Source organism: Microbacterium sp. TNHR37B (assembly GCF_001620065.1).
GTDB lineage: Bacteria > Actinomycetota > Actinomycetes > Actinomycetales > Microbacteriaceae > Microbacterium.
Genome location: NZ_LQGV01000001.1, coordinates 578800 through 602317, shown reverse-complemented (window position 1 = coordinate 602317; position 23518 = coordinate 578800). Strand labels below are relative to the sequence as shown.

Here is a 23518-nt window from a genome sequence, read left to right as displayed (position 1 = left end):
TGCGCGGGCTGGCTCGGGCGGACGGGAATCGGTGCGGTGCTGCGCACGGAGGGGGTGAACTGCGTCGTCGTGGCCACGTCTCGAACCTACCTCTCCGCGGGGCGCGCGCCTATCGGCGCGCTCGGGCGTGAGTGGTTCAGCTGGGGTCCTCCGTGCCACGGTCCTCGACCCGGAAGAGCTGCATGGCGGTGTCGGGAAGGGAGACGACGTCGCCGGGCAGGAAGGTGTCGCCCGGCTCCGATGGACGCTCGTCGACGCTCGACCACAGCGCCACATACCGCGCGACACCCTCGATGTGGGGCAGGACGACATCGACGGGCCGCTCGGTCCCGTGGACGATCAGCAGCACGCGGTTGGGTGCTTCGTACTCGGGGGTCGACTGCGCGACGTACTGCAGGGTGCGGTGCGCCGGGTCGGACCAGCGCTCGTGAGACATCGTCCGCCCGTGCTCGTCGTACCAGTCGATCACCGATGCCCCCGGGACGGTCTGCTCCTCGTGTGCGAAGCGCACGGGGCGTAGAGCCGGGTTCTCCTGCCGGAGGTGAGTGAGCCGACGGACGTGCTCGGCCAGATCCTGCTGCCACGGGGCGTGCTCCCAGGTGAGCCAGGTGAGCGGGGAATCGTGACAATAGGCGTTGTTGTTGCCGCGCTGCGTACGTCCGAACTCGTCGCCGGCCGTGAGCATCGGCACACCCGCCGACAACAGCAACGTCCCGAGCAGGTTGCGCATCGCTTTGCGCCGGCGGGCCAGGATGCTCTGGTCTTCTGTCGGGCCTTCGGCGCCGTGGTTGAAGGACCGGTTCATGTCCGCGCCGTCGCGATTGTGCTCGCCGTTGCCCAGATTGTGCTTGACGTCGTAGGAGACGAGGTCGCGCAAGGTGAACCCGTCGTGGGCCGTGACGAAGTTGACGCCGGCCAGCGGACCTCGCTCGGATGAGAACGTGTTGGACGAGCCCGCGAGCCGGGTCGCGAACCCACCGATCCCGACCGGCGCGGTGCCCGCGCGACGCGCGTAGTCGATGTCGCTCAGCCAGAAGTTGCGGACCCGGTCCCGGTAGCGATCGTTCCATTCCACCCAGCCGGTGCCGAAGTTCCCGGTCTGCCACCCGCCCATCCCGACGTCCCAGGGTTCGGCGATCATCTTGACGCCGCGAAGAGCGGGATCCTCGACGATCGCGCGAAGCAGCGGGTGGTCGGGGCGGAACTCGTGACGTGCGTCGCGTCCGAGTGTCGCGGCGAGGTCGAATCGGAAGCCGTCGATCTGCACGTCCTGCGCCCAGTAGCGCAACGAGTCGAGGATGAGGCGGGAGACGGCGGGCGTGGAGGTGTCCACGGCGTTCCCGCAGCCGGTGACGTCGATGTACGCACCGTCGTCGTGCTGCCGGTAGTACGCACGGTCGTCGATGCCGCGGAAGCCCGAGCGCGGACCACCGAGCTCGCCCTCTGATGTGTGGTTGTAGACGACGTCGAGGATCACCTCGATCCCCACGGCGTGGAGCGATCTGACCATCTCCTTGAACTCGCGTAGAACCGCGTCCGGCCCCTCCGCGATGCTCCGCGCCGTCGCGTAGTCGGCGTGGGGTGCGAAGAAGCCCACCGAGTTGTAGCCCCAGTAGTTGGTCAGTCCGAGCTGGCGGAGCCGCGGCTCGGGCTCGAACGCGTGAACGGGCAGGAGCTCGACCGCGGTGATCCCGAGCGACACGAGGTGGTCGGTCATCGCGGGGTGACCCAGACCCGCATACGTGCCGTGAAGCGCCGGGGGGATGTCGGGGTGGCGTTTGGTCAGCCCCTTCAGGTGCGCTTCATAGATGACCGTCCGATCCCACGGGACGGCGGGCTTGACCGTTCCCTGCCAGTCGAAAGAGGTGTCGACGACGACGGACCGCCAATCGCCGACGCCGCCCGAGACGAGCCCACGAGAGTAGGGATCGATCAAGAGTGTCTCCGGATTGAATGTGTCGCCGGGGCGGTGAGGCCCGTCCACGCGGATCGCGTAGCGCGTCCCCGGAACGAGGGCCGGGCTGGTCGCGCGCCAGCACCCCGCGCTGTCGCGCGTCATCGGCAGCGAATCGGTGATCCAGTCCAGATCGTCGGCGTCGAACAGCACCAGTTCGACACTCGTCGCGTGCTGCGACCACACTGTGAGGGTTCCGCCATCGGGCCCGGATTGCACACCGAGATCATCGAAGTCCGGGGACAGGATCGAGGTGGTCGCGAGGGCCGCAGTCGATGACATGCGATCTACAGTAGTAACGCTCCGCGGCGCCTCCTGACGGCGCAGGGGCTCGAGGAGAGGTATGCCGGTCTATCTGGATCACGCCGCAACGACCCCGCTCCGACCGGAGGCGCGGGAGGCGTGGCTGGAGGCCGTCGACACGGTGGGAAACGCGGCCTCGGTCCACGGTCACGGCCAAGCTGCGCGTCGCTTGTGGGAGACGGCTCGGGAATCGGTCGCGGCGACGCTCGACTGCGATCCCATCGAGGTGCTGTTCACCTCCGGCGGCACCGAGTCGATCAACCTGGCGGTGAAGGGGCTCTGGTGGTCGCGTGAGCCCGGCCGCTCCGCGATCGTGATGCCCGAGGGCGAGCATCACGCCACGACCGAGGCCGTCGACTGGCTCCGGCAGACGGAGCGGGCGGAGGTGCGTGCGGTGCCGCTGACACCGCACGGAGCGCCCGACCCCTCCGCGTTCGCCACAGCGCTTCCCGGCGCCGCGGTGGCCACGGCGCTGGTCGCCAACAATGAGGTGGGAACTCTGACCGATGTGCCCGCGCTCGTCGGCTCCGCAGAGGCAGCGGGGGTGCCGCTTCACCTCGACGCCGTGGGAGCCGTCGGGGCGCTGGAGGTGTCCTTTCGTCGATGGCGGGGGCCCTCCCGTGCACGCGCGGGTCTCGTCGCCCTGAGCATGTCCGGTCACAAGGTCGGTGGGCCCGCCGGAATCGGCGCGCTCGTCGTGTCCCGCTACGCGTCGCTCACTCCGTTGATCCACGGGGGCGGGCAACAGCGGAGCCTCCGTCCCGGCACCGCCGATGTCGCCGGTGCCGTGGCGATGGCGGCCGCGCTGGCAGCGACGGCCGCCGAGCAAGAGGCGGAATCGCGTCGGCTCGCGGCGCTCCGAGACCACTTGATGACCCGGATCGACGCGGAGCTCCCGGATGCGGAGATCCTCGGCGACCGCATCGAGCGTCTGCCCGGTAACGTGCACGTGCGGTTTCCCGGTGCAGATGGTGAGACGCTCCTGTTCCTCCTGGACCAGGAGCAGATCTCGGTCTCGACGGGCGCGGCCTGCCAGGCGGGGATCACTGAGCCCTCTCATGTCGTTCTCGCGCTCGGACGTGACGAACGCGCGGCGCGCTCTGTACTGCGGATCACCTTGGGACGCACCACCACGCGCGCCGACGTCGACGCCCTCGCCGACCTCCTCCCGGTCACGTACGCGCGCGCACGGGCAGCTGCGGGTGGCTGACGGTGACACGGCCCTCAGCCGGGGCGCGCGTTCGTAGACTGGACGGATGAAGATTCTCGCCGCGATGAGCGGAGGCGTGGATTCCGCCGTGGCCGCGGCGCGTGCCGTCGACGCGGGACACGAGGTCGTCGGCGTCCATCTCGCACTCTCTCGGGCCGGCGGAACCCTCCGGACGGGAAGTCGCGGATGCTGCACGATCGAGGATGCGATGGATGCCCGCCGCGCGGCGGATCTCCTGGGCATCCCCTTCTACGTCTGGGACTTCTCGGAACGGTTCCGCGACGACGTCATCGACGACTTCATCGAGGAGTACCGCGCCGGCCGCACGCCGAATCCGTGTATGCGCTGCAACGAGAAGATCAAGTTCGCGGCTCTGCTCGAACGTGCCGTGGAGCTGGGCTTCGACGCCGTCTGCACCGGGCACTACGCCATCCTGGTCGACACGCCCGAGGGGCGGGAGCTCCACCGCGCATCGGATGCAGCGAAGGATCAGTCGTACGTTCTCGGTGTGCTCACCGCCGAACAGCTCGCGCATTCCTACTTTCCGCTCGGCGACACGCCTTCGAAAGCCGAGGTCCGTGCCGAGGCCCAGCGGCGAGGGCTCACCGTCGCGCACAAGCCCGACAGTCACGACATCTGCTTCATCCCCGATGGGGATACGCGGGGATGGCTGGCCGACAAGGTCGGAGCGGCGACCGGCGACGTCGTCGATCGCACGGGAACCGTCGTCGGGCAGCACGAGGGCGCTCACGCCTTCACGGTGGGTCAGCGGCGCGGGCTGTCGCTCGGTGTTCCCGCTCCCGACGGCAAGCCGCGGTTCGTCCTGGAAGTGCGCCCCGTGACCAACACCGTCGTCGTCGGGCCGAAGGAGGCGCTGGCCACCGCGGAGATCGCGGGGGAGCGGCACAGTTGGGCGGGCCGCGCGCCGGAGGACGCCGATTTCGCCTGCCACGTGCAGATCCGGGCACATGCCGAGCCCGTCCCCGCCCGCGCGAGCGTACGGGACGGCACGATCACGGTGATCCCCGAGAACCCCTTCGACGGAGTGGCGCCGGGGCAGACCGCCGTGCTCTATGACGGCACTCGGGTTCTCGGCCAGTTCACGATCGCGCGCACGGTCTCCGCGGTGCCGGTGGAGGCCTGACGCGGCCCTGCCACCATCGACGCGAATGTCGGAGCCGGAACCTAGACTGACCGGGTGACGGATGCAGAGGGCGCAGAGGTGTCGCAAGACGTGTCGCTGGAGCACGCGCGGGAGGAAGCGGCGCAGCTGACCGGCTGGATTCTCGACGCGCGCGAGGCCTACTACGGCAGAGACGCCGAACTCGTCGACGACGCCACGTATGACGGCTGGATGCGCCGGCTCGAGGAGATCGAGCGGCAGCATCCCGAGTTGCAGGGTCAGGACTCGCCGACGCAGAGCGTCGGCGCGGCCGAGAGCACGATGTTCGCTCCCATCGAGCACGCCGAGCGCATGCTCAGTCTCGACAACGTCTTCACGACCGATGAACTGAGGGAATGGTGCGCCAAGGCTCGCGGCGCCGCGGGCCGTGACATCCGCTGGCTCGCCGAGCTCAAGATCGACGGACTGGCGATCAGTCTCCGCTACGAGGACGGCGTGCTCGTCTCAGCGGCCACGCGGGGCGACGGTCGCATCGGCGAAGACGTCACCGTCAACGCGTTGCGCGTCGCGGGCATCCCCGCGCGCCTGGCCGGTTCGGGCCACCCCACGATCGTCGAAGTGCGGGGAGAAGTGTTCATCCCCGTCGTGGCGTTCGAGGCGCTCAACCGGCTCCAAGCAGATCTGCGCGCGCGCGTCCTCGAGGAGGCGCTGGCCAAAGGCGGCGACCGCGAGAAGGCCGAGCGCAGTGCGATCCGCCGTTTCCCCGCGTTCGCGAACCCTCGCAACGCCGCCAGCGGCGGATTGCGCCAGCAGCTGGAGAAGAAGTCGGGACTCGAACGCGAAGCCGGTGACGCGCGGCTCGCATCGCTGCGACTGTTCGTGCACGGCATCGGAGCGTGGCCCGACCCGCCGGTCGCATCGCAGAGTGAGGTCTACGGGCTCTTGAAGAGCTGGGGCCTGCCCACCAGCCCCTACTTCCGCACGTTCGATGACATCGAGGGCGTCATCGGCTACGTCGACCATTACGGCGAACACCGCCATGACGTCGAGCACGAGATCGACGGGGTCGTCGTGAAAGTCGACGAGCTCGCCCTGCACGACGAGCTCGGGGCGACCAGTCGCGCTCCGCGATGGGCGATCGCCTACAAGTACCCGCCCGAGCAGGTCAACACGAAGCTGCTCGACATCGTCGTATCCGTCGGTCGCACGGGCCGGGCCACGCCGTTTGCGGTCATGGCCCCCGCGCGGGTGGCAGGAAGCGTCGTGCGGCAGGCGACGCTCCACAATCAAGAGGTCGTCGTCGCCAAGGGCGTCCTCATCGGCGACACGGTGGTGCTGCGCAAGGCGGGGGATGTGATCCCCGAGGTCTTGGGCCCCGTCGCCGAGCTCCGCGACGGTAGCGAGCGCGCCTTCGTCATGCCCTCCCACTGCCCAGAATGCGGGTCGCCGCTGGCTCCGGCGAAGGAGGGCGACATCGACCTCCGCTGCCCCAACACGCGTGCATGTCCGGCGCAGGTGCGGGGCCGGGTCGAGCACATCGGTTCGCGTGGCGCGCTCGACATCGAGGTGCTGGGCGAGGTGACGGCGGCGGCTCTCACTCAGCCGGAGTCGCCGGCCGTACCGCCGTTGGAGACGGAGGCGGGGCTCTTCGAGCTCACGCTGGAGCAACTCGTGCCGATCCGGGTGATCGTGCGAGATGCGGAGACGGGGTTGCCGAAGGAGGACGGTGACGGTGTGGTCAAGACGCGCGCGCCGTTCCAGCGTCAGCCGAGCGCCGCGGAGAAGCGGGACGGTCGGGACGGCCCGCAGCCGTCTGCGGCGGCCCTGAAGCTCCTCGCCGAACTGGAGAAGGCGAAGACCAAGGATCTCTGGCGGTTCCTCGTGGCCCTCAGCATCCGGCATGTCGGACCGGTGGCCGCACGTGCACTCGCGCAGTGGTTCGGCTCGATGGCAGCGATCCGTGCCGCGAGCCGTGATGAGTTGGCGGCCGTAGACGGCGTCGGTGAGATCATCGCCGACTCCTTGATCGCGTGGTTCGAGATCGACTGGCACCGCGAGATCGTCGAGCGTTGGCAAGCGGCGGGAGCGCGTCTGGAGATTCCGGGTCACCCGGGCCCCGGCGCGGCGGCAGACGGCGGTGGGGTGCTCGAGGGGATCACGGTCGTCGCGACCGGCAGCCTGGAGGGCTTCACGCGCGAAGGCGCGCAAGAGGCGATCATCGCCGCCGGAGGTAAGGCGGCCTCGAGCGTCTCGAAGAAGACCGACTTTGTCGCGGCCGGTCCTGGAGCCGGCTCCAAACTCGCCCGTGCCGAAGAACTCGGTGTCCGCATCATCGACGCGGCTCAGTTCGCCCTGCTCGTCACTGAGGGCCCAGACGCCTTGCCTCCCGCCGACGGCGACTGATCATGCCCCGCTGGGCCGTGTCAGCTGCAACAGGCTGTCTCGCACGTGGCGCCGTAGCACTTTGCCGATGAGAGACTTCGGCAACTCATCGACGACGAACACCCGGCGAGGCACCTTGTACGGCGTCAGCAGACCGCGAACGAACGCACGGATGTCCTCCACATCGGGGGCGGGAGCATCCTTGGAGAGCACCACCGCCGCCACGACCTCCTCACCGGAGTGCTCGCTCGGGAGTCCGACGACGGCGGCGTCATCGACGTACGGGTGCTGGCGAAGAGCGTTCTCGACCTCGGTGGGCGCGACGTTGAAGCCGCCGGTGATGATGAGCTCCTTGATGCGGTCCACGATGCGGACGAAGCCAGCTTCGTCGATGGTGACGATGTCGCCGGTACGGAACCAGCCGTCGACGAACACCTGTTCTGTCTCCTCCGGACGCCCGTAGTACCCCGCGAACACCTGCGGCCCGCGCACGAGAAGCTCGCCACGCTCTCCGGCGGGAACGTCCTGGTCCGGCCGGTCCGGATCGACGACGCGGCACTCCGTGCCGGGAAGCGGGAGGCCGACGGTGCCGGGTACACGGTGGGCGGCCACGGGGTTCGCCATGAGGACGGGAGAGCACTCCGACAGTCCGTAGCCCTCGACGAGGTATCCGCCGGTTGCCCGTTCGAACGGCACGACGAGCTCGTGGGGGAGCGCCATGGCTCCCGAGATGGCGATGTCCGTCCCCTGCAGGGAGACCCCGGCGGACTGCGCGGCGGACAGGAGCCGTTCCGCGATCGGCGGCACCAAGGGAAGGAAGGTGGCCGGGTGCTTCTTGGTGACCTCGAGCACGAGATCGGGCTCGAACCGCGGGAAGAGCACCAGGCGGGCGCCCATCGACATCGCGAACGTCAGGCACAGGGTGAGCCCGTACGCGTGGAACATCGGGAGCACCGCGTACACGACGCACCCTTTCCCCCGCTGGATCGACGGCACCCAGGCCTGCGCCTGCCGCGCGTTCGCGAGCAGATTGCGATGGCTGAGCATCGCCCCTTTCGGGCTCCCCGTGGTGCCGCTCGTGTACTGGATGATCGCGAGATCGTCCGTGCTCGGGCGCGGATGCGTCTCCGGCAGACGCTCGCTGCGCACCAGCTGGCTCCACGGCGTCACCCCGGTGACCCGTGCGGTGAGGGCTTCGCGAGACTCGCGCGCCTTCGCGATCGGAAGACGGAGCGCCCATCGCAGCCTGAGTGGCATCGCCTCGGTGATGTCGACGGAGACGATGCGCGACACCGCGACGTCCTCGGGGAAGGCCTGGATCGTGGAGACGACCTTGCTCCACGCGATGACGATCTTCGCGCCGTGGTCCTCGAACTGCTTGCGCATCTCTCTCGGCGTGTAGAGCGGGTTGTGCTCGACCACCACCGCACCCAGACGCAGGACGGCGTAGAAAGCGATGATGTGCTGCGGGCAGTTGGGAAGGACGATCGCCACGGGATCGCCCGCGGCGACGCCCAGGGCGCGCAGGCCCGCCGCCGTCCGTTCGATCGCCTCCTCCAGCTCCCGGTAGCTCGTCTCGCGTCCGAAGAACTGGAGCGCAGCCGCATCGGGATAGTCCCGCGCGGATGCTTCGACGATGTCCAGCAGCGATCCCGAAACGGCGGGGAGATCCTCCGGCACGCCCTCGGCATAGCTGGCGATCCACGGGCGGGGCGGGTGGTAGGTCGTCACGCGCCCAGCCTATGACGCGGACGATGAGCCGCACACGTCGCAACTAGAATGACCTGGTGTCGGAAATCAGCCCAGAACTCGTGCGCCATCTCGGTGCGCTCGCCCGAATCCAGCTGAGCGACGGGGAGGTGGACCGGCTCACCCAGCAGTTGTCGGTGATCGTCGACAACATCGCCAAGGTGTCCGAAGTGGCCACGCCCGAGGTCGCCGCCACCAGCCACCCGATCCCGCTGGAGAACGTGTTCCGCCCGGATGTGGCCGGCGACATGCTCACCACCGAGCAAGTGCTGCAGAACGCGCCCGACGCCGTCGACGGCCGCTTCCGTGTCACCGCCATCCTGGGGGAGGAACAGTGAGCAGCGACCTGATCCGCCTGTCCGCGGACGAGCTCTCGGCCCGGCTGAGCGCGGGGGACGTGTCCAGCGTCGAGGCGACGCGCGCGCACCTCGATCGCATCGGTGACGTCGACGGTGACATCCACGCCTTCCTGCATGTGAACGAGCACGCTCTCGACGCGGCTGCTGAGGTGGACCGCCGTCGCGCCGCCGGTGAATCCCTCGGCCCGCTGGCGGGCGTTCCCCTGGCCATCAAGGACGTTCTCGTCACGACGGACATGCCGTCGACGAGCGGCTCGCGCATCCTCGAGGGATACATGTCCCCGTACGACGCCACGGTCGTCGCGCGGGCGCGGGCCGCGGGAATGATCCCGCTCGGCAAGACCAACATGGACGAGTTCGCGATGGGGTCTTCCACCGAGCACTCGGCCTACGGGCCGACGCACAATCCGTGGGATCTGGACCGTATCCCCGGGGGATCCGGTGGCGGCTCGGCGGCGGCGGTCGCCGCGTTCGAAGCACCGCTCGCGCTGGGATCCGACACCGGCGGTTCCATCCGCCAACCCGCCCACGTGACCGGCACGGTGGGGGTCAAGCCCACGTATGGCGGTGTCAGCCGGTACGGAGCGATCGCCCTCGCGTCGAGCCTCGATCAGGTCGGTCCGGTCTCGCGCACGGTGCTCGACTCCGCGCTCCTGCACGACGTGATCGGTGGGCACGACCCGCACGACTCCACGTCCCTGCAGGAGGAGTGGCCGTCGTTCGCGGCGGCCGCGCGGGAGGGCGCCACCGGTCAGGTCCTGCGTGGACTGCGGGTCGGCGTCATTTCCGAGCTTCCCGACTCGGGCTTCCAGGCCGGTGTTTCGGCGTCGTTCCGCGCGGCGTTGGCGTTGTTGGAGGCTCATGGTGCGGAGATCGTCGAGGTGAGCGCGCCTCACTTCGAATACGGCGTCGCCGCGTACTACCTGATCCTCCCGGCTGAGGCGTCGAGCAACCTCGCGAAGTTCGATTCCGTGCGTTTCGGCCTCCGGGTCGATGTGCCCGGAGGCACGGTCGAAGACGTCATGGCCGTGACACGTGACGCCGGTTTCGGCGACGAGGTGAAGCGTCGCATCATCCTCGGCACCTATGCGCTCTCTGCCGGCTACTACGACGCGTACTACGGGTCTGCCCAGAAGGTCCGCACGCTCATCCAGCGCGATTTCGACACCGCATTCCGCGCCGTCGACGTCATCGCCACGCCGTCCGCGCCGACGACGGCGTTCCGGCTCGGGGAGAAGATCGACGATCCGCTCCAGATGTACCTCAACGACGTGACGACGATCCCGGCGAACCTCGCCGGAGTCCCGGGGATCTCGGTGCCCTCGGGTCTGGCTGATGAGGACGGACTGCCGGTCGGCGTTCAGTTCCTGGCCCCCGCGAGAGAGGACGCGCGCTTGTACCGCGTGGGTGCGGCGCTGGAGGCGCTCCTCGTAGACCAATGGGGCGGGCCGCTGCTGGATCGGGCCCCGCGACGGGAAGGGAAGCTGTGATGGCCAAGGCTGCACTGATGGACTTCGACGAAGCACTGGAGCTGTTCGAGCCCGTGCTCGGCTTCGAGGTGCACGTCGAGCTCAACACGCAGACGAAGATGTTCTCCTCGGCCGGTAACCCCGCGCACGAGTCGCATCACGGGGCCGCGCCGAACACTCTCGTCGCCCCCGTCGACATGGGACTGCCCGGCGCGCTTCCCGTCGTCAACGAGGTGGCCGTCCGGCACTCGATCAGTCTCGGTCTGGCCCTGGGGTGCTCGATCGCTCCGTCGAGCCGCTTCGCCCGCAAGAACTACTTCTACCCCGACCTGGGGAAGAACTATCAGATCTCGCAGTACGACGAACCGATCGCGTTCGACGGCGAGGTGGAGATCGAGCTCAGCGATGGCACGCGCATGACGGTGCCCATCGAACGCGCCCACATGGAGGAGGACGCCGGCAAGCTCACGCACATGGGTGGTGCCACCGGGCGCATCCAGGGGGCGGAGTACTCGCTGGTCGACTACAACCGGGCTGGTGTTCCCCTCGTGGAGATCGTCACCCGACCGATCTTCGGAGCCGAGCACCGGGCGCCGGAGGTGGCGAAGGCCTACGTCGCGACCATCCGCGACATCGTGCTCGCCCTGGGGATCTCCGAAGCGCGTCTGGAGCGGGGAAACCTGCGATGCGACGCCAACGTGTCGCTGCGCCCGCGCGGGCAGGAGAAGCTCGGCACTCGCACCGAGACGAAGAACGTCAACTCCATGCGTTCCGTGGAGCGTGCCGTCCGCTACGAGATCCAGCGGCAGGCCGCGATCCTCGCCTCCGGCGGCACGATCGTGCAGGAGACCCGCCACTGGCACGAGGACACCGGCCGTACGTCGCCCGGTCGTCCCAAGTCCGATGCCGACGACTACCGGTACTTCCCTGAGCCCGATCTCCTGCCCGTCGTGCCGGCTCCCTCGTTGATCGAGGAGTTGCGGGCGGGTCTTCCGGAGGCGCCGGCGGCCCGTCGCCGGCGACTGAAGGCGGAGTGGGGGTTCACCGATCTCGAGTTCCAGGATGTCGCGAACGGCGGTCTCGTCGCCGAGGTCGAAGCGACCGTCGCCGCCGGGGCGACCCCCAGCGCGGCCCGCAAGTGGTGGACGGGCGAGATCTCCCGCATCGCCAACGCGCGTGGCGTGGAGCCGTCGTCACTGGTGGAGCCTGAGTCGGTCGCGGCGCTCCAGCAACTCATCGACGCCGGCACGCTGACCGACAAGCTCGCCCGCCAGGTCCTCGAAGGAGTGATCGACGGCGAGGGCACGCCGCAGCAGGTCGTGGACGCGCGGGGACTCGCGGTGGTCTCCGACGATGGCGCCCTCATCGCGGCCATCGACGAGGCGTTGGCCGCCCAGCCCGACGTGCTCGCCAAGATCCGCGATGGCAAGGTGCAGGCCGCCGGTGCTGTGATCGGCGCGGTCATGAAGGCGATGCGCGGACAGGCGGATGCGGCGCGAGTGCGCGAGCTGGTGCTGGAGCGAGCGAGCGCCTAGGGCGGGGCACAGGCGGCCGTCACCGGCGTCGAGCCGGTGTCGGTGGCGCGTCGCAGAATGGACACATGGGGCGCGGAGACGGCACGGGGCGGGTCGTGTCGCCTGACGGTGCCGACGACACGGGAACCCGAATCCTCCACGTCGACATGGACGCCTTCTATGCGTCGGTCGAGGTACTGTACGACCCTTCGCTTCGGGGGCGGCCGCTGATCATCGGCGGTGCCGAAGGGCGGGGGGTGGTCTCCAGCGCTTCCTACGAGGCGCGACGCTACGGGGTGCGGGCCGCGATGCCGGTGGGGCAGGCACTACGTCTCTGCCCGAATGCCGTGGTCGTCACCCCGCACTTCGATCGGTATGCGGCGGCCTCGCGCAGCGTCATGGAGCTCTTCCACGAGGTCACGCCCCTCGTCGAACCGCTCTCCATCGATGAGGCCTTCCTCGACGTGAGCGGCGCGCGGCGGCTGTGGGGGAGTCCCGGCACGATCGCGCGCGATCTGAGGGCACGGGTTCTCGCGAAGACGGGGCTCACGTGCAGCATCGGCGTCGCCGCCACGAAGCACGTCGCGAAGATCGCCTCCACCCTCTCCAAGCCCGACGGTCTCTTGATCGTCTCCCTCCCCGACACGGGGGCGTTCTTAGCGGCGCGACCCGTGCGGGCCCTGTGGGGCGTCGGTCCTCGTGCCGCGGAGTCGCTCGAGAGCCGAGGCATCCGCACCGTCGCCGACGTTCTCTCATCACCACGCTCCGTCCTGGATCGCGCCCTCGGGAAGGCGATGGGGGAGCGCATCTGGCACCTGGCTCGGGGAGTCGATCCGCGTGAGGTCGAGGTGACGCACGTGGAGAAGAGTGTCGGCCACGAGGAGACGTTCCTCGAAGACGTCACCGATCCCGTCGTGCTGCGCACCGAGGTTCATCGACTGGCGGACCGGGTCTCCTCACGTCTTCGCGCCGCGGGGTGGGAAGCGCGAACGATCGCTCTCAAGCTCCGCTACGCCGACTTCACCACCGTGTCGCGTTCGCTGACCCTTCCCGAACCCACCAACGTCGGCCAACGGATCGGGGAGGTGGGCTTGTCGCTGCTCGACGAGCTGCCGCTCACGCAGCCCGTTCGACTGATCGGTGTGCGGGGGGAGCGCCTCGTGGGGGCTGGCGGCGGTCCCACGCCGCTCTGGGATGACGATGCGGAGTGGCGCGCCGTCGACGAAGCGCTCGACGGGGCGCGGGCGCGATTCGGTCGTGCTGCCGTCACACGTGCGAGCACCCTGGGTCCCCGGCGCGACGTCAATGCGCTCCCCACCAACCCGCGACTCCCCGTCGACGAGTGAGACCCCCCTTCACATCGCGGTGACGGCGACTACGGTGGAGCCATGCCCAATCTCGCACTCGAACTCGGTAAGCAGTCTGCGTCACTCGGTGTCCGCAGCGTCTATGGCGAACAGCAGGATGTGGATGGCGTGCGGGTGATCCCCGTGGCGATCTCCTGGTCGGGCTTCGGCGCCGGCGAGGACCCCGAACGAGGAAGCGGGGGTGGTGGCGGCGGGGTGGCGATTCCGGTCGGTGCGTACATCCGCAGGGGAGACGACCTTCGGTTTGATCCGAACCTCGTCTCGCTCGTGGCTGTCGGCATCCCGTTCGTCTGGGTAGCCGGCAGGGCGCTCAGCCGCATCATCCGTGCCCTCAAACGCTGAGATCGAGCGCACGCTCCGCGACGCCGCCGAGAGCGTCGCACTCCTGGTGGGAGAACTCTCGCGCCCTGTCGTGGTGATCGACGGGCGGTCTGGCGCAGGGAAGAGCACGCTGGCGGCGATAGTCGCACGGCTTCTCGAGGCGGAGGTCCTGGGTCTCGACAGCGTCTATCCGGGGTGGGATGGTCTCCGCGCAGGCGCGGACGCGGTCATCGAGGGAGTGCTCGAACCGAGGTCGCTCGGTCGCGCCGGTCGGTGGGTGCGGTGGGACTGGCTGCGGGGCGAAGCAGCGGAACCTCACGACGTCGATCCGCATTCGCCCCTGATCGTGGAGGGCTCGGGCATCCTCACCCCGAGGTCGGCGGCTCTCGCGGACGTGTCGGTGTGGATCGACTCGCCGCCGCGCAGTCGCAAGCAACGTGCCCTCGATCGAGACGGTGACACCTATCGTCCCCACTGGAATCGGTGGGCGGCTCAGGAAGAGGCCCATCTGGCGGCCCACCGACCAGACCAGCTCGCCACCGTGACCGTCCGCGTTCCGTGACGCTGGTCACGCCTCCAGAGCACTGAGCAGACTGTCGAGGCGGAATCCCAGCCACTCGTATACCCCGTAGAGGGGATCCTCCACATCCCCGTCCGCCTCCTCGGTGATTCCCAGACGCGACGCCAGCACGAGTCGAAGAGCAGCGAGAGTGCGCAGCCAGGCAGCGGCGGCATCGGCGTCGAGAGTGACGAGCACGGCACTGTCGGGCGCCGCGCCAGATGCATCGCCTCCCACGGCGGCGGCGAGGGAAGCCGACATGAGCCGCGCGTCGTCGATGCGCCGCGCCAGCAGATCGCTCTGGGTGAGTGAGCGGAACTCTCGCGCGGCGTGGCGGTCCTCTGCGTAGGCGTCGGGGACGAGTCGTGCGATGGCCGGGTCATCCGGCGTGACGGGTTCGGTCTGAGCTTCGAGCAACGCCGCGAACTGGTCGAGGAGATCGCGCAGGTGGGCGATCTCCAACGCGGCGAGATCGATGAGGAGGGTCTGGCCGGTCACGAGGGTGCCTTTCGAACGGTCGCCCAGAGCCCGTAGTCGTGCATCGCCTGGGTGTGCAGTTCCATTTGCTCACGCGCGCCTTCGGCCACGACGGCGTGCCCATCGTGGTGCACAGCGAGCATCAGGCTCTCGGCGTGGTCGCGCGAGTAGCCGAAGTACTCCCGGAAGACATGCGTCACGTAGCTCATGAGGTTGACGGGGTCATTCCACACGACCGTCTGCCAGGGCGGCGAGGCCGTCGTGTCGGCGTCCAGGCGCACGTCTTCGAGCGGCAGTGTCATGCCCAACCCAGCTCGTGCAGGCGCGCGTCATCGATGCCGTAGAAGTGGGCGATCTCGTGGACGAGCGTGGTGTGGACTTCATCACGCAGCTGATCCACGTCGTCGCAGGCATCGAGATGCGGCTCGCGATACACGATGATGCGATCCGGCAGCTCACCGAGCCCGTACCGGTCGCGCTCGGTCAGGGCGAGCCCGTCGTAGAGACCGAAGAGATCGAGGGAGCCGTCCTCGGGGCGATCCTCGACCACGAAGATGACGTTATCCAGACCGGCTGTCATCTCGTGAGGAAGCTGATCGAGCTCTTCCGCAACGAGGGACTCGAAGTCCGTCTCGTCCATCTCGATCATGGCCTGCACCCCACTCGGGAAAGCCTACCCGTGACCGCATCGACGATCTGCCGGGTACAGCAGATCGTGCAGCGAAGACATGGGGTGAGTAACGGGACTTGAACCCGCGACCCCCTGGACCACAACCAGGTGCTCTACCAACTGAGCTATACCCACCATGCGCCCGTGTGAGCGGGCAACCACACGATTGTATTACAGGGTGGACCCGAACGACGACACGAGGGCAGTCGCGGCGTCGCGTGCCTCGTCGCTCGTGGGCCCGGGAGGGGCGACGAAGACCACTTGCCGGTAGTAGGCGAGCTCGCGGATCGACTCGCGGATGTCCGCGAGAGCGCGATGCCCGCCGTCCTTCCCCGGGGCGTGGAAGTACGCGCGGGGGTACCACCGGCGCGAGAGTTCCTTGATGCTCGACACATCGACGTTCCGGTAGTGCAGCCAGCGATCCACCCGCGGCATGTACCTGGCGAGGAACATCCGGTCGGTCCCGATCGTGTTGCCTGCGAGGGGAGCTTTGCCCTCTGGGACGAAGCGCTGAATGTACTCGAGCGTCTGGAACTCCGCCTCGGCCACGCTGACGCCGTGCGGGATCTCGTCGAGGAGGCCCGACGTGCGATGCATGTCGGTGACGAAGTCGTTCATGTTGTCGAGCGCCGAGGCGTCGGGCTTGATGACGACCTGGAATCCGGGGTCGAGGATGGTCAGTTCGTAGTCGGTGACGACGACGGCGATCTCGACGAGCTGATCGACCGAGAGATCGAGTCCCGTCATCTCGCAATCGATCCAGACGAGACGGTCGTTCTCTGCAGCACCCACCATGGGGACATCCTAACGAGGGGGTCGGACGCACCGGCGCGCGGTCTCCACCCGCGCGGTCCGCTTGTGCGCTCTCTCCGGTTGCGCGATTCAGTAATCTGGAGGTTCAGCCTCCGTAGCTCAGAGGAAGAGCATCGGCTTTCTAATCCGTTGGTCGCAGGTTCGAATCCTGCCGGGGGCGCCGTGACCTCCCCGACGACCCCATGGTGCGACGCACGTCGGCAGCGTACGGTCGGATTTGGGAAGGAGTCGACGATGACGACAACCACACGGACTCGGGTCTGGATCGCCTACGGTGCCGACGGCCGGGTCGTGGGCACGATCCGCGCCGCCGAGGAGAGCTACACCGTAGCGATGGCCGGAGCCTCCGCCGAACTGGGCAGCTATCCGACGATGGAGATCGCGAAGAGCGCTCTTCACGCCCATCTAGCCCCGGGATCGGACTGGCCTCGGTTCGGCGAGCACTGACGCGCGAGGTCAGGCTCCGGGTGCAGGGGCTGTCCGCCGTCCGATACGCGACCGCGACGCGCGCGTTCGCGTATCGAACCAGGGGAGCGTGACGTGGACGAGCGGTCCGATGAGGACAGCGAACAGAACGGTGCCGAGACCGACGGTCCCGCCGAGAAGCCATCCCAATAGCAGCACGGTCGCCTCGACAGTCAGCCGCGCCGTCCAGATCGGCCACCCGAATCGTTCGTGCATGCCGGTCATGAGGCCGTCGCGGGGGCCGGGCCCGAAGCGGGCTCCGATGTAGAGGCCAGAGGCCACCGCGACCAGTGCCGTTCCCGCGAGGAACACCAAGACCTGGAGGAGAAACCCCTGGACGCTGGGCAGGACCCACAGGGTGAGCTGCATGCTCGTTCCCACGAGCAGGATGTTGGCGATCGTGCCGATCCCTGGCCGTTGCCGGAGCGGGATCCACAGAAGCAGGACAAGGAATCCCACCAGGTTGGTCACCCACCCGATCCCGACTCCCGTCTGGCGCGAGAGGCCCTGAGCGAACACGGTCCACGGGTCGAGGCCGATTCCGGCTTGGACCATGACCGCGCACCCCGCGCCGAAGAGCACGAGTCCGACGAGGAGTTGGAGAAGACGGAGAGCCACGTGATCATTCAACCCCAGGATTGGACGTCTCGACACAGTCCAATTCCACTATCGTGGCCACATGCATTCGCGAGTCACTGCTCGAAGCCTCCAGCGCGCACTCGGGGGGTGGCGGACGCGTGACCCGGCCTACGAAGCGCTCGCGGACGCCATCCGCCTGCTGTGTCTGGACAATCGTCTTGCACCGCGGACCGCGCTTCCGGCAGAGCGAGAGCTCGCCGCCGCCCTGGGGCTCAGCCGGACCACGGTGGCGGCCGCCTACCGAAGCCTGCGTGAGACGGGGCACATCGAGAGCCTGCGGGGATCGGGCAGCGTCACTCTCCCTGCCCGGCACCGCGAGTCGGCGCCGCCGGTACGCGCCGCCGACGAGATCGACTTGACACAGGCGAGCCCCGCGGCGTGGCCCGGGCTCGCCGGAACGCTGACCGAAGCCGCCTCCGAAGCGGCCTCGCTCCTCTCCCGGCCGGGGTACGACATCGTCGGCTCGCGGGAGCTGCGTCGAGCGATCGCTGCCCGTTACGACCAACGAGGCCTCCCCACCCGGCCGGAAGAGATCCTGGTCACGACAGGTGCGCAAAGTGCGATCCATCTCGTGGCGAGTGCTCTCGTGCGCCGGGGCGATCGGATCGTCATCGAGACGCCCACCTACCCGCACGCCGCCGAGGCATTCCGCAACGCGGACGCGCGTCTGGTCAGCATTCCGGTGTCGGCGTCGGCCGGTTGGGATCTCGAGCGCGCCGAGCAGGTCTTCTCTCGAACGGCGCCGACGTTGGCCTACCTGATGCCGACCTTTCAGAACCCGACGGGCCGATCGATGACCCGCGAAGAACAGGACGTCGTCGCCCGCGCGGCAGCCGAGTCGGGATGCATGCTCGTGCTCGATGAGACGACGGCGGAGCTGACGCTCGACGAGAGTGCCATGCCGGATCCGGCGCTCGTCGGCGTGCCCGCACTCCGGATCGGCTCGTTGGGGAAAACGGTCTGGGGCGGTCTGCGCATCGGATGGATTCGCGCACAGCCGCACGTCATCCGCCGTCTCGTCGCATCCCGCCCATCCCGCGAACTCGGAACGCCGGAGTTCGAACAGGCAGTTGCCGTCCGGCTTCTGCAGCGCATGCCGGAGATCCTCTCGCAGCGTGCCGCACTGCTCGCCGAGGGTCACGCCGCCCTGAGGGACGCTCTTGCGACGCGACTGCCGGAGTGGGGGATCCCGGAGGTCCAGGGCGGAGTGTCCCTCTGGGTGCGGCTGGATGCGCCACTCAGCGCAGGGCTTGTCATGGCACTCCGTCCTCGGGGTGTCCATTTGTCCTCGGGTTCGCGGTTCGCCCCGGAGGGCACGCACGAGAGCAACCTACGCATCCCCTTCACCGCATCACCGCAGTTGCTGCGACGCGGCATCGATCAGATTGCCGACATCTGGCCGCTGGTGAAGGCGGCAGCGCCGCGGGGCGTACCCGACGACCTGGCGACCCTCGTGTAGACGGGCGGACCGCGTCGGGGGCACCCTCGAGCGGAGCGGTCAGCGGGAGAACCGGACGCAGTCGACGGCCTCGCGCAGGGTCCAGAACTCGCCGAGATCACGGTAGGCGTTTCGCGACGTCAGGAACCGACGCGCGACGTATCTGCGCGCGTCGCTCTCTCCGCGCGCCTGGATATGCCCCAACACCCGTCCCGACCTGTCCATCGCCCGCCAGCATCGCTCAGACACTCGAAGCAGGTCGGCACCGCCCACCCGGAACCGTCCCTGCGAGGACCTGTCGAAGGGGTCTGCCATCGCTCGGGTATCGCTCGTCGTGGACATGTCGGCCTCCTCTCGCCTTCTTGATGCTTCGAACATAGCTTCGAGCACCGACACGGCACTGCTTCCTCCCCAGCAACTGCAACGAGTCGATTGCACACGGATCACGAGGTGCGGCAGCCCTACGGCCGAGGACAGACGCGAGGCTGATGCGACCGAGTCCTGAAGACCGAGGAGGTCACCGACATGAGCGAACACATCACCGTCATCGGCACCGTCGTCGGAGATCCCGAGCGCCGCCAGACCGCGGGCGGACACACCGTCGCCCGCTTCCGCCTCGCCAGCACCGAACGCAGGCGCGACGAGGCCTCGGGCAATTGGGTCGACGGTCACACGAACTGGTTCACCATCTCGGCGTACCGGAGCCTCGCGGAGAATGTGCTGCAGTCGCTCGGCAAGGGCCAGCGCGTGATCGTGGTCGGTTCCTTCCGCCTGCGGCAGTGGGAGTCCGCCGGCAAACAGGGCACCTCCGCCGAGATCGAGGCCTCCGCCGTGGGGCACGACCTCCTGTGGGCGACAACGGAGTACCGGCGAAGTGAGTCCGCGCCTCAGACGGTCACTCCCGTCACCGGGCTGCGCGACGACGCCGCCCCTTCTGCGTCGCCACCGGACGAGCATGCCTACGCGGGCGCGTCGGACTCTCCGTTCTGACATGCCGACGGCGAGTCCCTCACGTTCCCTGCACAGTCGCCGCACGGACGACCGTGCATCGCACCTACAATCGACGGGTGTCCCGAACGCCCGGTCGTCTCATCGTCGCCGCACTCCTCATCGCCGCGTTGACGGGCGGTGCGACGGCGTGCACACCCGCCGACACACCACCTCCGGCACCGTCGAGTCCGTCCGCGGCATCGCCCACACCGACCGCCAGCGGAGCGACGTTGAAGCCCGATGGCGATGCGGAAGACAACCTGCCCCTCTTCACAGCTGTCATGCGCGCCGTGTGGAAGACCGACGACAAGGTGAAGGGGCGCGCGTACATCGATGCGCTCGCGGAGGCGGGGTTCGACGTGCAGACGATGCAGGTGACCCGCGACGAGACGAGCGTGGGCAACCCGGCGGACAGCATCCAGTTCTCGGTGCTCTGGAAGGACGAGTGCCTCGTCGGACAGGTCGGCCCCTCCACCAAGAAGCCCACTGCCGTCGTCCTTCCCGCTCTGCCCGACGAGCGCTGTCTCGTGGGCGAGACGCGAGAGATCGATTGGACTCCCGGGGGCTAGCCACAGGTTCCCCGGAGAGGGACCGCGCAGGTGCTCCGTCGGCGTCGCTTCTCGCGCAGCGGCGTTAGGCTGGGAGGCTGACGACGTCACCCCTTTGGAGATTGTGAAACGACATGGCTGAGTACATCTATCAGATGGTCCGCGCCCGAAAGGCCGTGGGGGACAAGCTGATCCTCGACGACGTCACGATGTCGTTCCTGCCGGGTGCGAAGATCGGCATGGTCGGTCCGAACGGCGCGGGAAAGTCGACGATCCTCAAGATCATGGCGGGGCTGGACACTCCCTCCAACGGTGATGCCAAGCTGACGCCGGGGTTTTCCGTCGGCATCCTCATGCAGGAGCCCGAGCTCGACGAGTCCAAGACGGTCCTGGAGAACATCCAGGAGGGAATCGCCATCAAGGCGAAGGTCGATCGCTTCAATGAGATCTCCGGCCTGATGAGCGACCCCGACGCCGACTTCGACGCACTGCTGGCCGAGATGGGCACACTTCAGGAGGAGATCGACGCCGCCGACGCCTGGGACCTCGATTCCCAACTCGAGCAGGCGATGGATGCGCTCCGCACGCCGCCCGGTGACGCATCCGTCAGCAACCTCTCCGGAGGGGAGAAGCGTCGCGTCGCGCTCACGAAGCTCCTGCTGCAGAAACCCGACCTGCTGCTCCTGGATGAGCCCACCAACCATCTCGACGCCGAGAGCGTGCTGTGGCTCGAGCAGCATCTCCAGAAGTACGCCGGCGCTGTCATCGCGATCACTCACGACCGGTACTTCCTCGACAACGTCGCGGAGTGGATCGCAGAGGTGGACCGCGGGCGGCTCATCGGTTACGAGGGCAACTACTCCACGTACCTGGAGAAGAAGGCCGAGCGTCTCGAGGTGCAGGGAAAGAAGGACGCGAAGCTCGCCAAGCGGCTCGCCGAGGAGCTCGACTGGGTGCGCTCGAACGCCAAGGGGCGCCAGGCGAAGTCCAAGGCCCGTCTCGCGCGCTACGAGGAGATGGCGGCGGAGGCAGAGCGCACCCGCAAGCTCGACTTCGAAGAGATCCAGATCCCCCCGGGGCCGCGACTGGGAAGCGTCGTGATCGAGGCGAAGAAGCTTCAGAAGGCTTTCGGGGACCGCTCCCTGATCGACGGACTCAGCTTCAGCCTGCCGCCCAACGGCATCGTCGGAGTGATCGGTCCGAACGGCGTCGGGAAGACGACGCTCTTCAAGACGATCGTCGGCCTCGAACCGCTCGATGGGGGTGACCTCAAGATCGGCGACACCGTCAAGATCAGTTATGTCGACCAGAGCCGCTCCAACATCGATCCGCAGAAGACCCTCTGGGAGGTCGTCTCCGACGGCTTGGACATCATCACGGTGGGCAAGACCGAGATCCCCTCCCGTGCGTACGTGTCCAAGTTCGGCTTCAAGGGCCCCGACCAGCAGAAGAAGGCCGGTGTCCTGTCGGGGGGTGAGCGCAACCGCCTCAACCTCGCGCTGACGCTCAAGGAGGGGGGCAACCTCCTGCTCCTGGACGAGCCCACGAACGACCTCGACGTCGAGACGCTCCAGTCGTTGGAGAACGCGCTGCTGGAGTTCCCGGGGTGCGCCGTCGTCATCACGCACGATCGATGGTTCCTCGACCGGATCGCGACCCACATCCTGGCCTACGAGGGAACCGACGAGCACCCCGACCGGTGGTATTGGTTCGAGGGAAACTTCGAGGCCTACGAGGCGAACAAGATCGAGCGGCTGGGACCCGACGCCGCCACGCCGCACCGCTCCACCTACCGCAAGCTCACGCGTGACTGAGGGGCAGGGAGGCGTCGCGGCGGACCGCCGTCTTCACGTTCCGATCCACCTGCGGTGGGGCGATCTGGACGCGTTCAACCACGTCAACAACACCTCGATGCTGAAGCTTCTCGAAGAGGCTCGTGTGCGGGCGTTCTGGGTCGCAGAGGCGGGCGATACTGCGCCCAGCACCGCCGTGATCGAGAGCGGGCTGGACGCCGGCGCGCTCACGCTCATCGCCCGTCAGGAGATCGAGTACCTCGCGCCGGTGCCGTATCGCCGGGAGCCACTCGACGTGCAGCTGTGGTTCAGCAAGCTCGGGGGCTCCAGCATCGAGGTCTGTTACGAGGTGTTCTCCCCGGCGAGTGACCCGGAACGGACGCTGTACGCCCGGGCGAGTTCGGTCGTCGTCATGGTCGATGCCGCAACGGGGCGTCCGCAGCGCCTGACCGACGAGATGCGGGACGCGTGGTCACCGTACCTCGGCGAACCGCCCGCCTTCACGCATCGTCGATGACGCGATGCGGGTCGGGAACCCGCACCATGATCTCCTGTGCCACCGAGGCGACCAGCGCGCCCTCGCGTGAGTAGATTCGACCTGTGCTGAACCCGCGGCCACCGCGGGCACTGGGCGACTCCTGGACGTAGAGCAACCAGTCGTCCACGCGTGCCGGTCGATGCCACCACATCGCGTGATCGAGGCTGGCGACCTTCAGGCCGGGCGAGGACCACGCCACGCCGTGGGCCCGCAGCACCGGTTCCTGGATCGTCATGTCCGTCATGTAGGCCAGGACCGCGCGGTGCAGCGCGGCATCATCGCCGATGGACCGTCGCGTCCGCATCCACACGGCCTGCCCCGGAGTGCGATCGGCTGCCGGCTCGGTATAGAGATCGCCCGCCGTATGCAGGATCTCGATCGGGATCTGGTCGAGGAGCCGGCCGGAAGCCGGGTGGCGGGAAGCGGCGTCCCGGCGGCGCCGTATCGTCTCAGGATCGTCGATGCCCACCGGCATCGGCGCATCATGCTCGAGTCCGGGATCCTCCTTCTCGAATGACGCGATCATGGAAAAGATCGGGAGCCCGTCCTGGAAGGCCTGCGTGCGACGCGTGGAGAAGGAACGGCCGTCGTGGATACGATCCACCGAGAAGGTCAGCCCCGCCGAGGCGTCGCCTGCACGGAGGAAGTACCCGTGCATCGAGTGCGGCACCCGATCGTCCGACGTGGTGCGGTCGGCGGCGAGGATGGCCTGCGCGAGCACTTGGCCTCCGAAGATCCGACCGCTCGGCATCGGATGGGAGCGACCCGTGAAGATGTCTTCCGTCGTCCGCGCATCGCTGGAAGACAGATCGAGCACGTCCAGCATGAGAGCAACCG

At 68.2% G+C, this 23518-nt stretch carries 24 protein-coding genes and 2 tRNA genes; 16 read left to right on the top strand and 10 right to left on the bottom strand.

The window, feature by feature from the left end:
- Window positions 1-136: 136 nt before the first annotated feature.
- Entirely contained in the window at window positions 137-2236 is a 2100-nt protein-coding gene (gene glgX / locus AVP41_RS02895; protein WP_067160501.1) for a glycogen debranching protein GlgX, read from the bottom strand.
- A 61-nt stretch (window positions 2237-2297) separates the two neighbouring features.
- Between glgX and AVP41_RS02890 the strand changes: the two genes are divergently transcribed.
- The 3 genes from AVP41_RS02890 to ligA are packed head-to-tail and all read left to right on the top strand — an operon-like array spanning window position 2298 to window position 6993.
- Window positions 2298-3467, top strand: a complete 1170-nt coding sequence (locus AVP41_RS02890; RefSeq protein ID WP_067160498.1) for a cysteine desulfurase family protein — start codon at window positions 2298-2300, stop codon at window positions 3465-3467.
- Window positions 3468-3513: 46 nt separating this feature from the next.
- Window positions 3514-4611 carry a tRNA 2-thiouridine(34) synthase MnmA gene (gene mnmA / locus AVP41_RS02885; protein WP_082828986.1) on the top strand — a complete coding sequence of 366 codons (1098 nt, stop codon included), beginning with the start codon at window positions 3514-3516 and terminating at the stop codon, window positions 4609-4611.
- Between the two features lie 54 nt (window positions 4612-4665).
- Window positions 4666-6993, top strand: a complete 2328-nt coding sequence (ligA, locus tag AVP41_RS02880; protein WP_067160495.1) for an NAD-dependent DNA ligase LigA — start codon at window positions 4666-4668, stop codon at window positions 6991-6993.
- Here ligA and AVP41_RS02875 read toward each other — a convergent pair whose 3' ends face one another.
- Window positions 6994-8703 (bottom strand): long-chain-fatty-acid--CoA ligase, encoded by a 1710-nt coding sequence (locus AVP41_RS02875; RefSeq protein ID WP_067160492.1) that lies wholly within the window; start codon window positions 8701-8703, stop codon window positions 6994-6996.
- 56 nt (window positions 8704-8759) lie between these two features.
- Between AVP41_RS02875 and gatC the strand changes: the two genes are divergently transcribed.
- The 6 genes from gatC (at window position 8760) to AVP41_RS02845 (ending at window position 14313) form a co-directional block, all read left to right on the top strand.
- Complete coding sequence (gatC, locus tag AVP41_RS02870; RefSeq protein WP_067160489.1) at window positions 8760-9059, top strand: Asp-tRNA(Asn)/Glu-tRNA(Gln) amidotransferase subunit GatC; 300 nt, start codon at window positions 8760-8762, stop codon at window positions 9057-9059.
- Window positions 9056-10570: an Asp-tRNA(Asn)/Glu-tRNA(Gln) amidotransferase subunit GatA gene (gene gatA / locus AVP41_RS02865; RefSeq protein ID WP_067160487.1), complete on the top strand. Its 1515-nt coding sequence runs from the start codon at window positions 9056-9058 to the stop codon at window positions 10568-10570. Before gatC ends, gatA begins: the two co-directional genes overlap by 4 nt.
- Window positions 10570-12084 (top strand): Asp-tRNA(Asn)/Glu-tRNA(Gln) amidotransferase subunit GatB, encoded by a 1515-nt coding sequence (gatB, locus tag AVP41_RS02860; RefSeq protein ID WP_067160484.1) that lies wholly within the window; start codon window positions 10570-10572, stop codon window positions 12082-12084. The genes gatA and gatB overlap by 1 nt, the downstream gene beginning before the upstream one ends.
- 65 nt (window positions 12085-12149) lie before the next feature.
- A complete protein-coding gene (locus AVP41_RS02855; RefSeq protein ID WP_067160481.1) occupies window positions 12150-13409 on the top strand; it encodes a DNA polymerase IV in 1260 nt (419 codons plus the stop codon).
- A gap of 42 nt (window positions 13410-13451) precedes the next feature.
- On the top strand, window positions 13452-13772 hold the full coding sequence (locus AVP41_RS02850; protein ID WP_067160478.1) for a hypothetical protein: 321 nt from the start codon (window positions 13452-13454) through the stop codon (window positions 13770-13772).
- Window positions 13756-14313, top strand: a complete 558-nt coding sequence (locus tag AVP41_RS02845) for a hypothetical protein (RefSeq protein ID WP_067160475.1) — start codon at window positions 13756-13758, stop codon at window positions 14311-14313. The genes AVP41_RS02850 and AVP41_RS02845 overlap by 17 nt, the downstream gene beginning before the upstream one ends.
- A 6-nt stretch (window positions 14314-14319) precedes the next feature.
- Here AVP41_RS02845 and AVP41_RS02840 read toward each other — a convergent pair whose 3' ends face one another.
- The 5 genes from AVP41_RS02840 to orn form a co-directional block, all read right to left on the bottom strand.
- A complete protein-coding gene (locus AVP41_RS02840) occupies window positions 14320-14808 on the bottom strand; it encodes a DUF2017 family protein (protein ID WP_067160472.1) in 489 nt (162 codons plus the stop codon).
- On the bottom strand, window positions 14805-15089 hold the full coding sequence (gene clpS / locus AVP41_RS02835; RefSeq protein WP_067160469.1) for an ATP-dependent Clp protease adapter ClpS: 285 nt from the start codon (window positions 15087-15089) through the stop codon (window positions 14805-14807). The genes AVP41_RS02840 and clpS overlap by 4 nt, the downstream gene beginning before the upstream one ends.
- On the bottom strand, window positions 15086-15436 hold the full coding sequence (locus AVP41_RS02830) for a metallopeptidase family protein (RefSeq protein WP_067162714.1): 351 nt from the start codon (window positions 15434-15436) through the stop codon (window positions 15086-15088). Before AVP41_RS02830 ends, clpS begins: the two co-directional genes overlap by 4 nt.
- An 80-nt stretch (window positions 15437-15516) precedes the next feature.
- Window positions 15517-15592, bottom strand: a tRNA-His gene (locus AVP41_RS02825).
- 36 nt (window positions 15593-15628) lie between these two features.
- Window positions 15629-16252: an oligoribonuclease gene (gene orn / locus AVP41_RS02820; RefSeq protein WP_067160466.1), complete on the bottom strand. Its 624-nt coding sequence runs from the start codon at window positions 16250-16252 to the stop codon at window positions 15629-15631.
- A gap of 106 nt (window positions 16253-16358) precedes the next feature.
- On the opposite strand from orn, the gene AVP41_RS02815 reads away from it, so the two are divergent.
- Window positions 16359-16430, top strand: a tRNA-Arg gene (locus tag AVP41_RS02815).
- 74 nt (window positions 16431-16504) lie between these two features.
- A complete protein-coding gene (locus tag AVP41_RS02810) occupies window positions 16505-16717 on the top strand; it encodes a methyltransferase (RefSeq protein ID WP_067160462.1) in 213 nt (70 codons plus the stop codon).
- A 9-nt stretch (window positions 16718-16726) separates the two neighbouring features.
- Here the strand turns inward: AVP41_RS02810 and yczE are convergent, their stop codons facing one another.
- Window positions 16727-17353 carry a membrane protein YczE gene (gene yczE / locus AVP41_RS02805; RefSeq protein WP_067160459.1) on the bottom strand — a complete coding sequence of 209 codons (627 nt, stop codon included), beginning with the start codon at window positions 17351-17353 and terminating at the stop codon, window positions 16727-16729.
- A 61-nt stretch (window positions 17354-17414) separates the two neighbouring features.
- On the opposite strand from yczE, the gene yczR reads away from it, so the two are divergent.
- On the top strand, window positions 17415-18833 hold the full coding sequence (gene yczR, locus AVP41_RS02800) for a MocR-like transcription factor YczR (RefSeq protein ID WP_067160456.1): 1419 nt from the start codon (window positions 17415-17417) through the stop codon (window positions 18831-18833).
- A gap of 39 nt (window positions 18834-18872) precedes the next feature.
- Here the strand turns inward: yczR and AVP41_RS02795 are convergent, their stop codons facing one another.
- Window positions 18873-19154 carry a hypothetical protein gene (locus AVP41_RS02795; RefSeq protein ID WP_067160453.1) on the bottom strand — a complete coding sequence of 94 codons (282 nt, stop codon included), beginning with the start codon at window positions 19152-19154 and terminating at the stop codon, window positions 18873-18875.
- 183 nt (window positions 19155-19337) lie between these two features.
- Here AVP41_RS02795 and AVP41_RS02790 point away from each other — a divergent pair, with 183 nt between their 5' ends.
- The 4 genes from AVP41_RS02790 to AVP41_RS02775 all read left to right on the top strand — a co-directional run bounded on the left by AVP41_RS02790 (window position 19338) and on the right by AVP41_RS02775 (window position 22660).
- Window positions 19338-19802, top strand: a complete 465-nt coding sequence (locus AVP41_RS02790; protein ID WP_067160450.1) for a single-stranded DNA-binding protein — start codon at window positions 19338-19340, stop codon at window positions 19800-19802.
- 77 nt (window positions 19803-19879) lie between these two features.
- Window positions 19880-20371 carry a DUF6993 domain-containing protein gene (locus AVP41_RS16900; RefSeq protein ID WP_231902644.1) on the top strand — a complete coding sequence of 164 codons (492 nt, stop codon included), beginning with the start codon at window positions 19880-19882 and terminating at the stop codon, window positions 20369-20371.
- 113 nt (window positions 20372-20484) lie between these two features.
- Window positions 20485-22164, top strand: a complete 1680-nt coding sequence (gene ettA, locus AVP41_RS02780; RefSeq protein ID WP_067160447.1) for an energy-dependent translational throttle protein EttA — start codon at window positions 20485-20487, stop codon at window positions 22162-22164.
- Window positions 22157-22660, top strand: a complete 504-nt coding sequence (locus tag AVP41_RS02775) for an acyl-CoA thioesterase (protein ID WP_067160444.1) — start codon at window positions 22157-22159, stop codon at window positions 22658-22660. The genes ettA and AVP41_RS02775 overlap by 8 nt, the downstream gene beginning before the upstream one ends.
- Here the strand turns inward: AVP41_RS02775 and AVP41_RS02770 are convergent.
- Window positions 22644-23507: an acyl-CoA thioesterase gene (locus tag AVP41_RS02770; RefSeq protein ID WP_067160441.1), complete on the bottom strand. Its 864-nt coding sequence runs from the start codon at window positions 23505-23507 to the stop codon at window positions 22644-22646. The two genes, AVP41_RS02775 and AVP41_RS02770, sit on opposite strands and share 17 nt — an antisense overlap.
- Window positions 23508-23518 lie beyond the last annotated feature (11 nt).

What these genes read in the sequence shown, in the direction of transcription:
- glgX (WP_067160501.1), bottom strand. Translation starts at nt 2,236, where the DNA reads ATGTCATCGACTGCGGCCCTCGCGACCACCTCGATCCTGTCCCCGGAC.
- AVP41_RS02890 (WP_067160498.1), top strand. Translation starts at nt 2,298, where the DNA reads ATGCCGGTCTATCTGGATCACGCCGCAACGACCCCGCTCCGACCGGAG.
- mnmA (WP_082828986.1), top strand. Translation starts at nt 3,514, where the DNA reads ATGAAGATTCTCGCCGCGATGAGCGGAGGCGTGGATTCCGCCGTGGCC.
- gatB (WP_067160484.1), top strand. Translation starts at nt 10,570, where the DNA reads ATGGCCAAGGCTGCACTGATGGACTTCGACGAAGCACTGGAGCTGTTC.
- AVP41_RS02855 (WP_067160481.1), top strand. Translation starts at nt 12,150, where the DNA reads ATGGGGCGCGGAGACGGCACGGGGCGGGTCGTGTCGCCTGACGGTGCC.
- AVP41_RS02850 (WP_067160478.1), top strand. Translation starts at nt 13,452, where the DNA reads ATGCCCAATCTCGCACTCGAACTCGGTAAGCAGTCTGCGTCACTCGGT.
- clpS (WP_067160469.1), bottom strand. Translation starts at nt 15,089, where the DNA reads ATGACACTGCCGCTCGAAGACGTGCGCCTGGACGCCGACACGACGGCC.
- AVP41_RS02830 (WP_067162714.1), bottom strand. Translation starts at nt 15,436, where the DNA reads ATGATCGAGATGGACGAGACGGACTTCGAGTCCCTCGTTGCGGAAGAG.
- orn (WP_067160466.1), bottom strand. Translation starts at nt 16,252, where the DNA reads ATGGTGGGTGCTGCAGAGAACGACCGTCTCGTCTGGATCGATTGCGAG.
- AVP41_RS02810 (WP_067160462.1), top strand. Translation starts at nt 16,505, where the DNA reads ATGACGACAACCACACGGACTCGGGTCTGGATCGCCTACGGTGCCGAC.
- yczR (WP_067160456.1), top strand. Translation starts at nt 17,415, where the DNA reads ATGCATTCGCGAGTCACTGCTCGAAGCCTCCAGCGCGCACTCGGGGGG.
- AVP41_RS02795 (WP_067160453.1), bottom strand. Translation starts at nt 19,154, where the DNA reads ATGTCCACGACGAGCGATACCCGAGCGATGGCAGACCCCTTCGACAGG.
- AVP41_RS02790 (WP_067160450.1), top strand. Translation starts at nt 19,338, where the DNA reads ATGAGCGAACACATCACCGTCATCGGCACCGTCGTCGGAGATCCCGAG.
- ettA (WP_067160447.1), top strand. Translation starts at nt 20,485, where the DNA reads ATGGCTGAGTACATCTATCAGATGGTCCGCGCCCGAAAGGCCGTGGGG.
- AVP41_RS02770 (WP_067160441.1), bottom strand. Translation starts at nt 23,507, where the DNA reads ATGCTGGACGTGCTCGATCTGTCTTCCAGCGATGCGCGGACGACGGAA.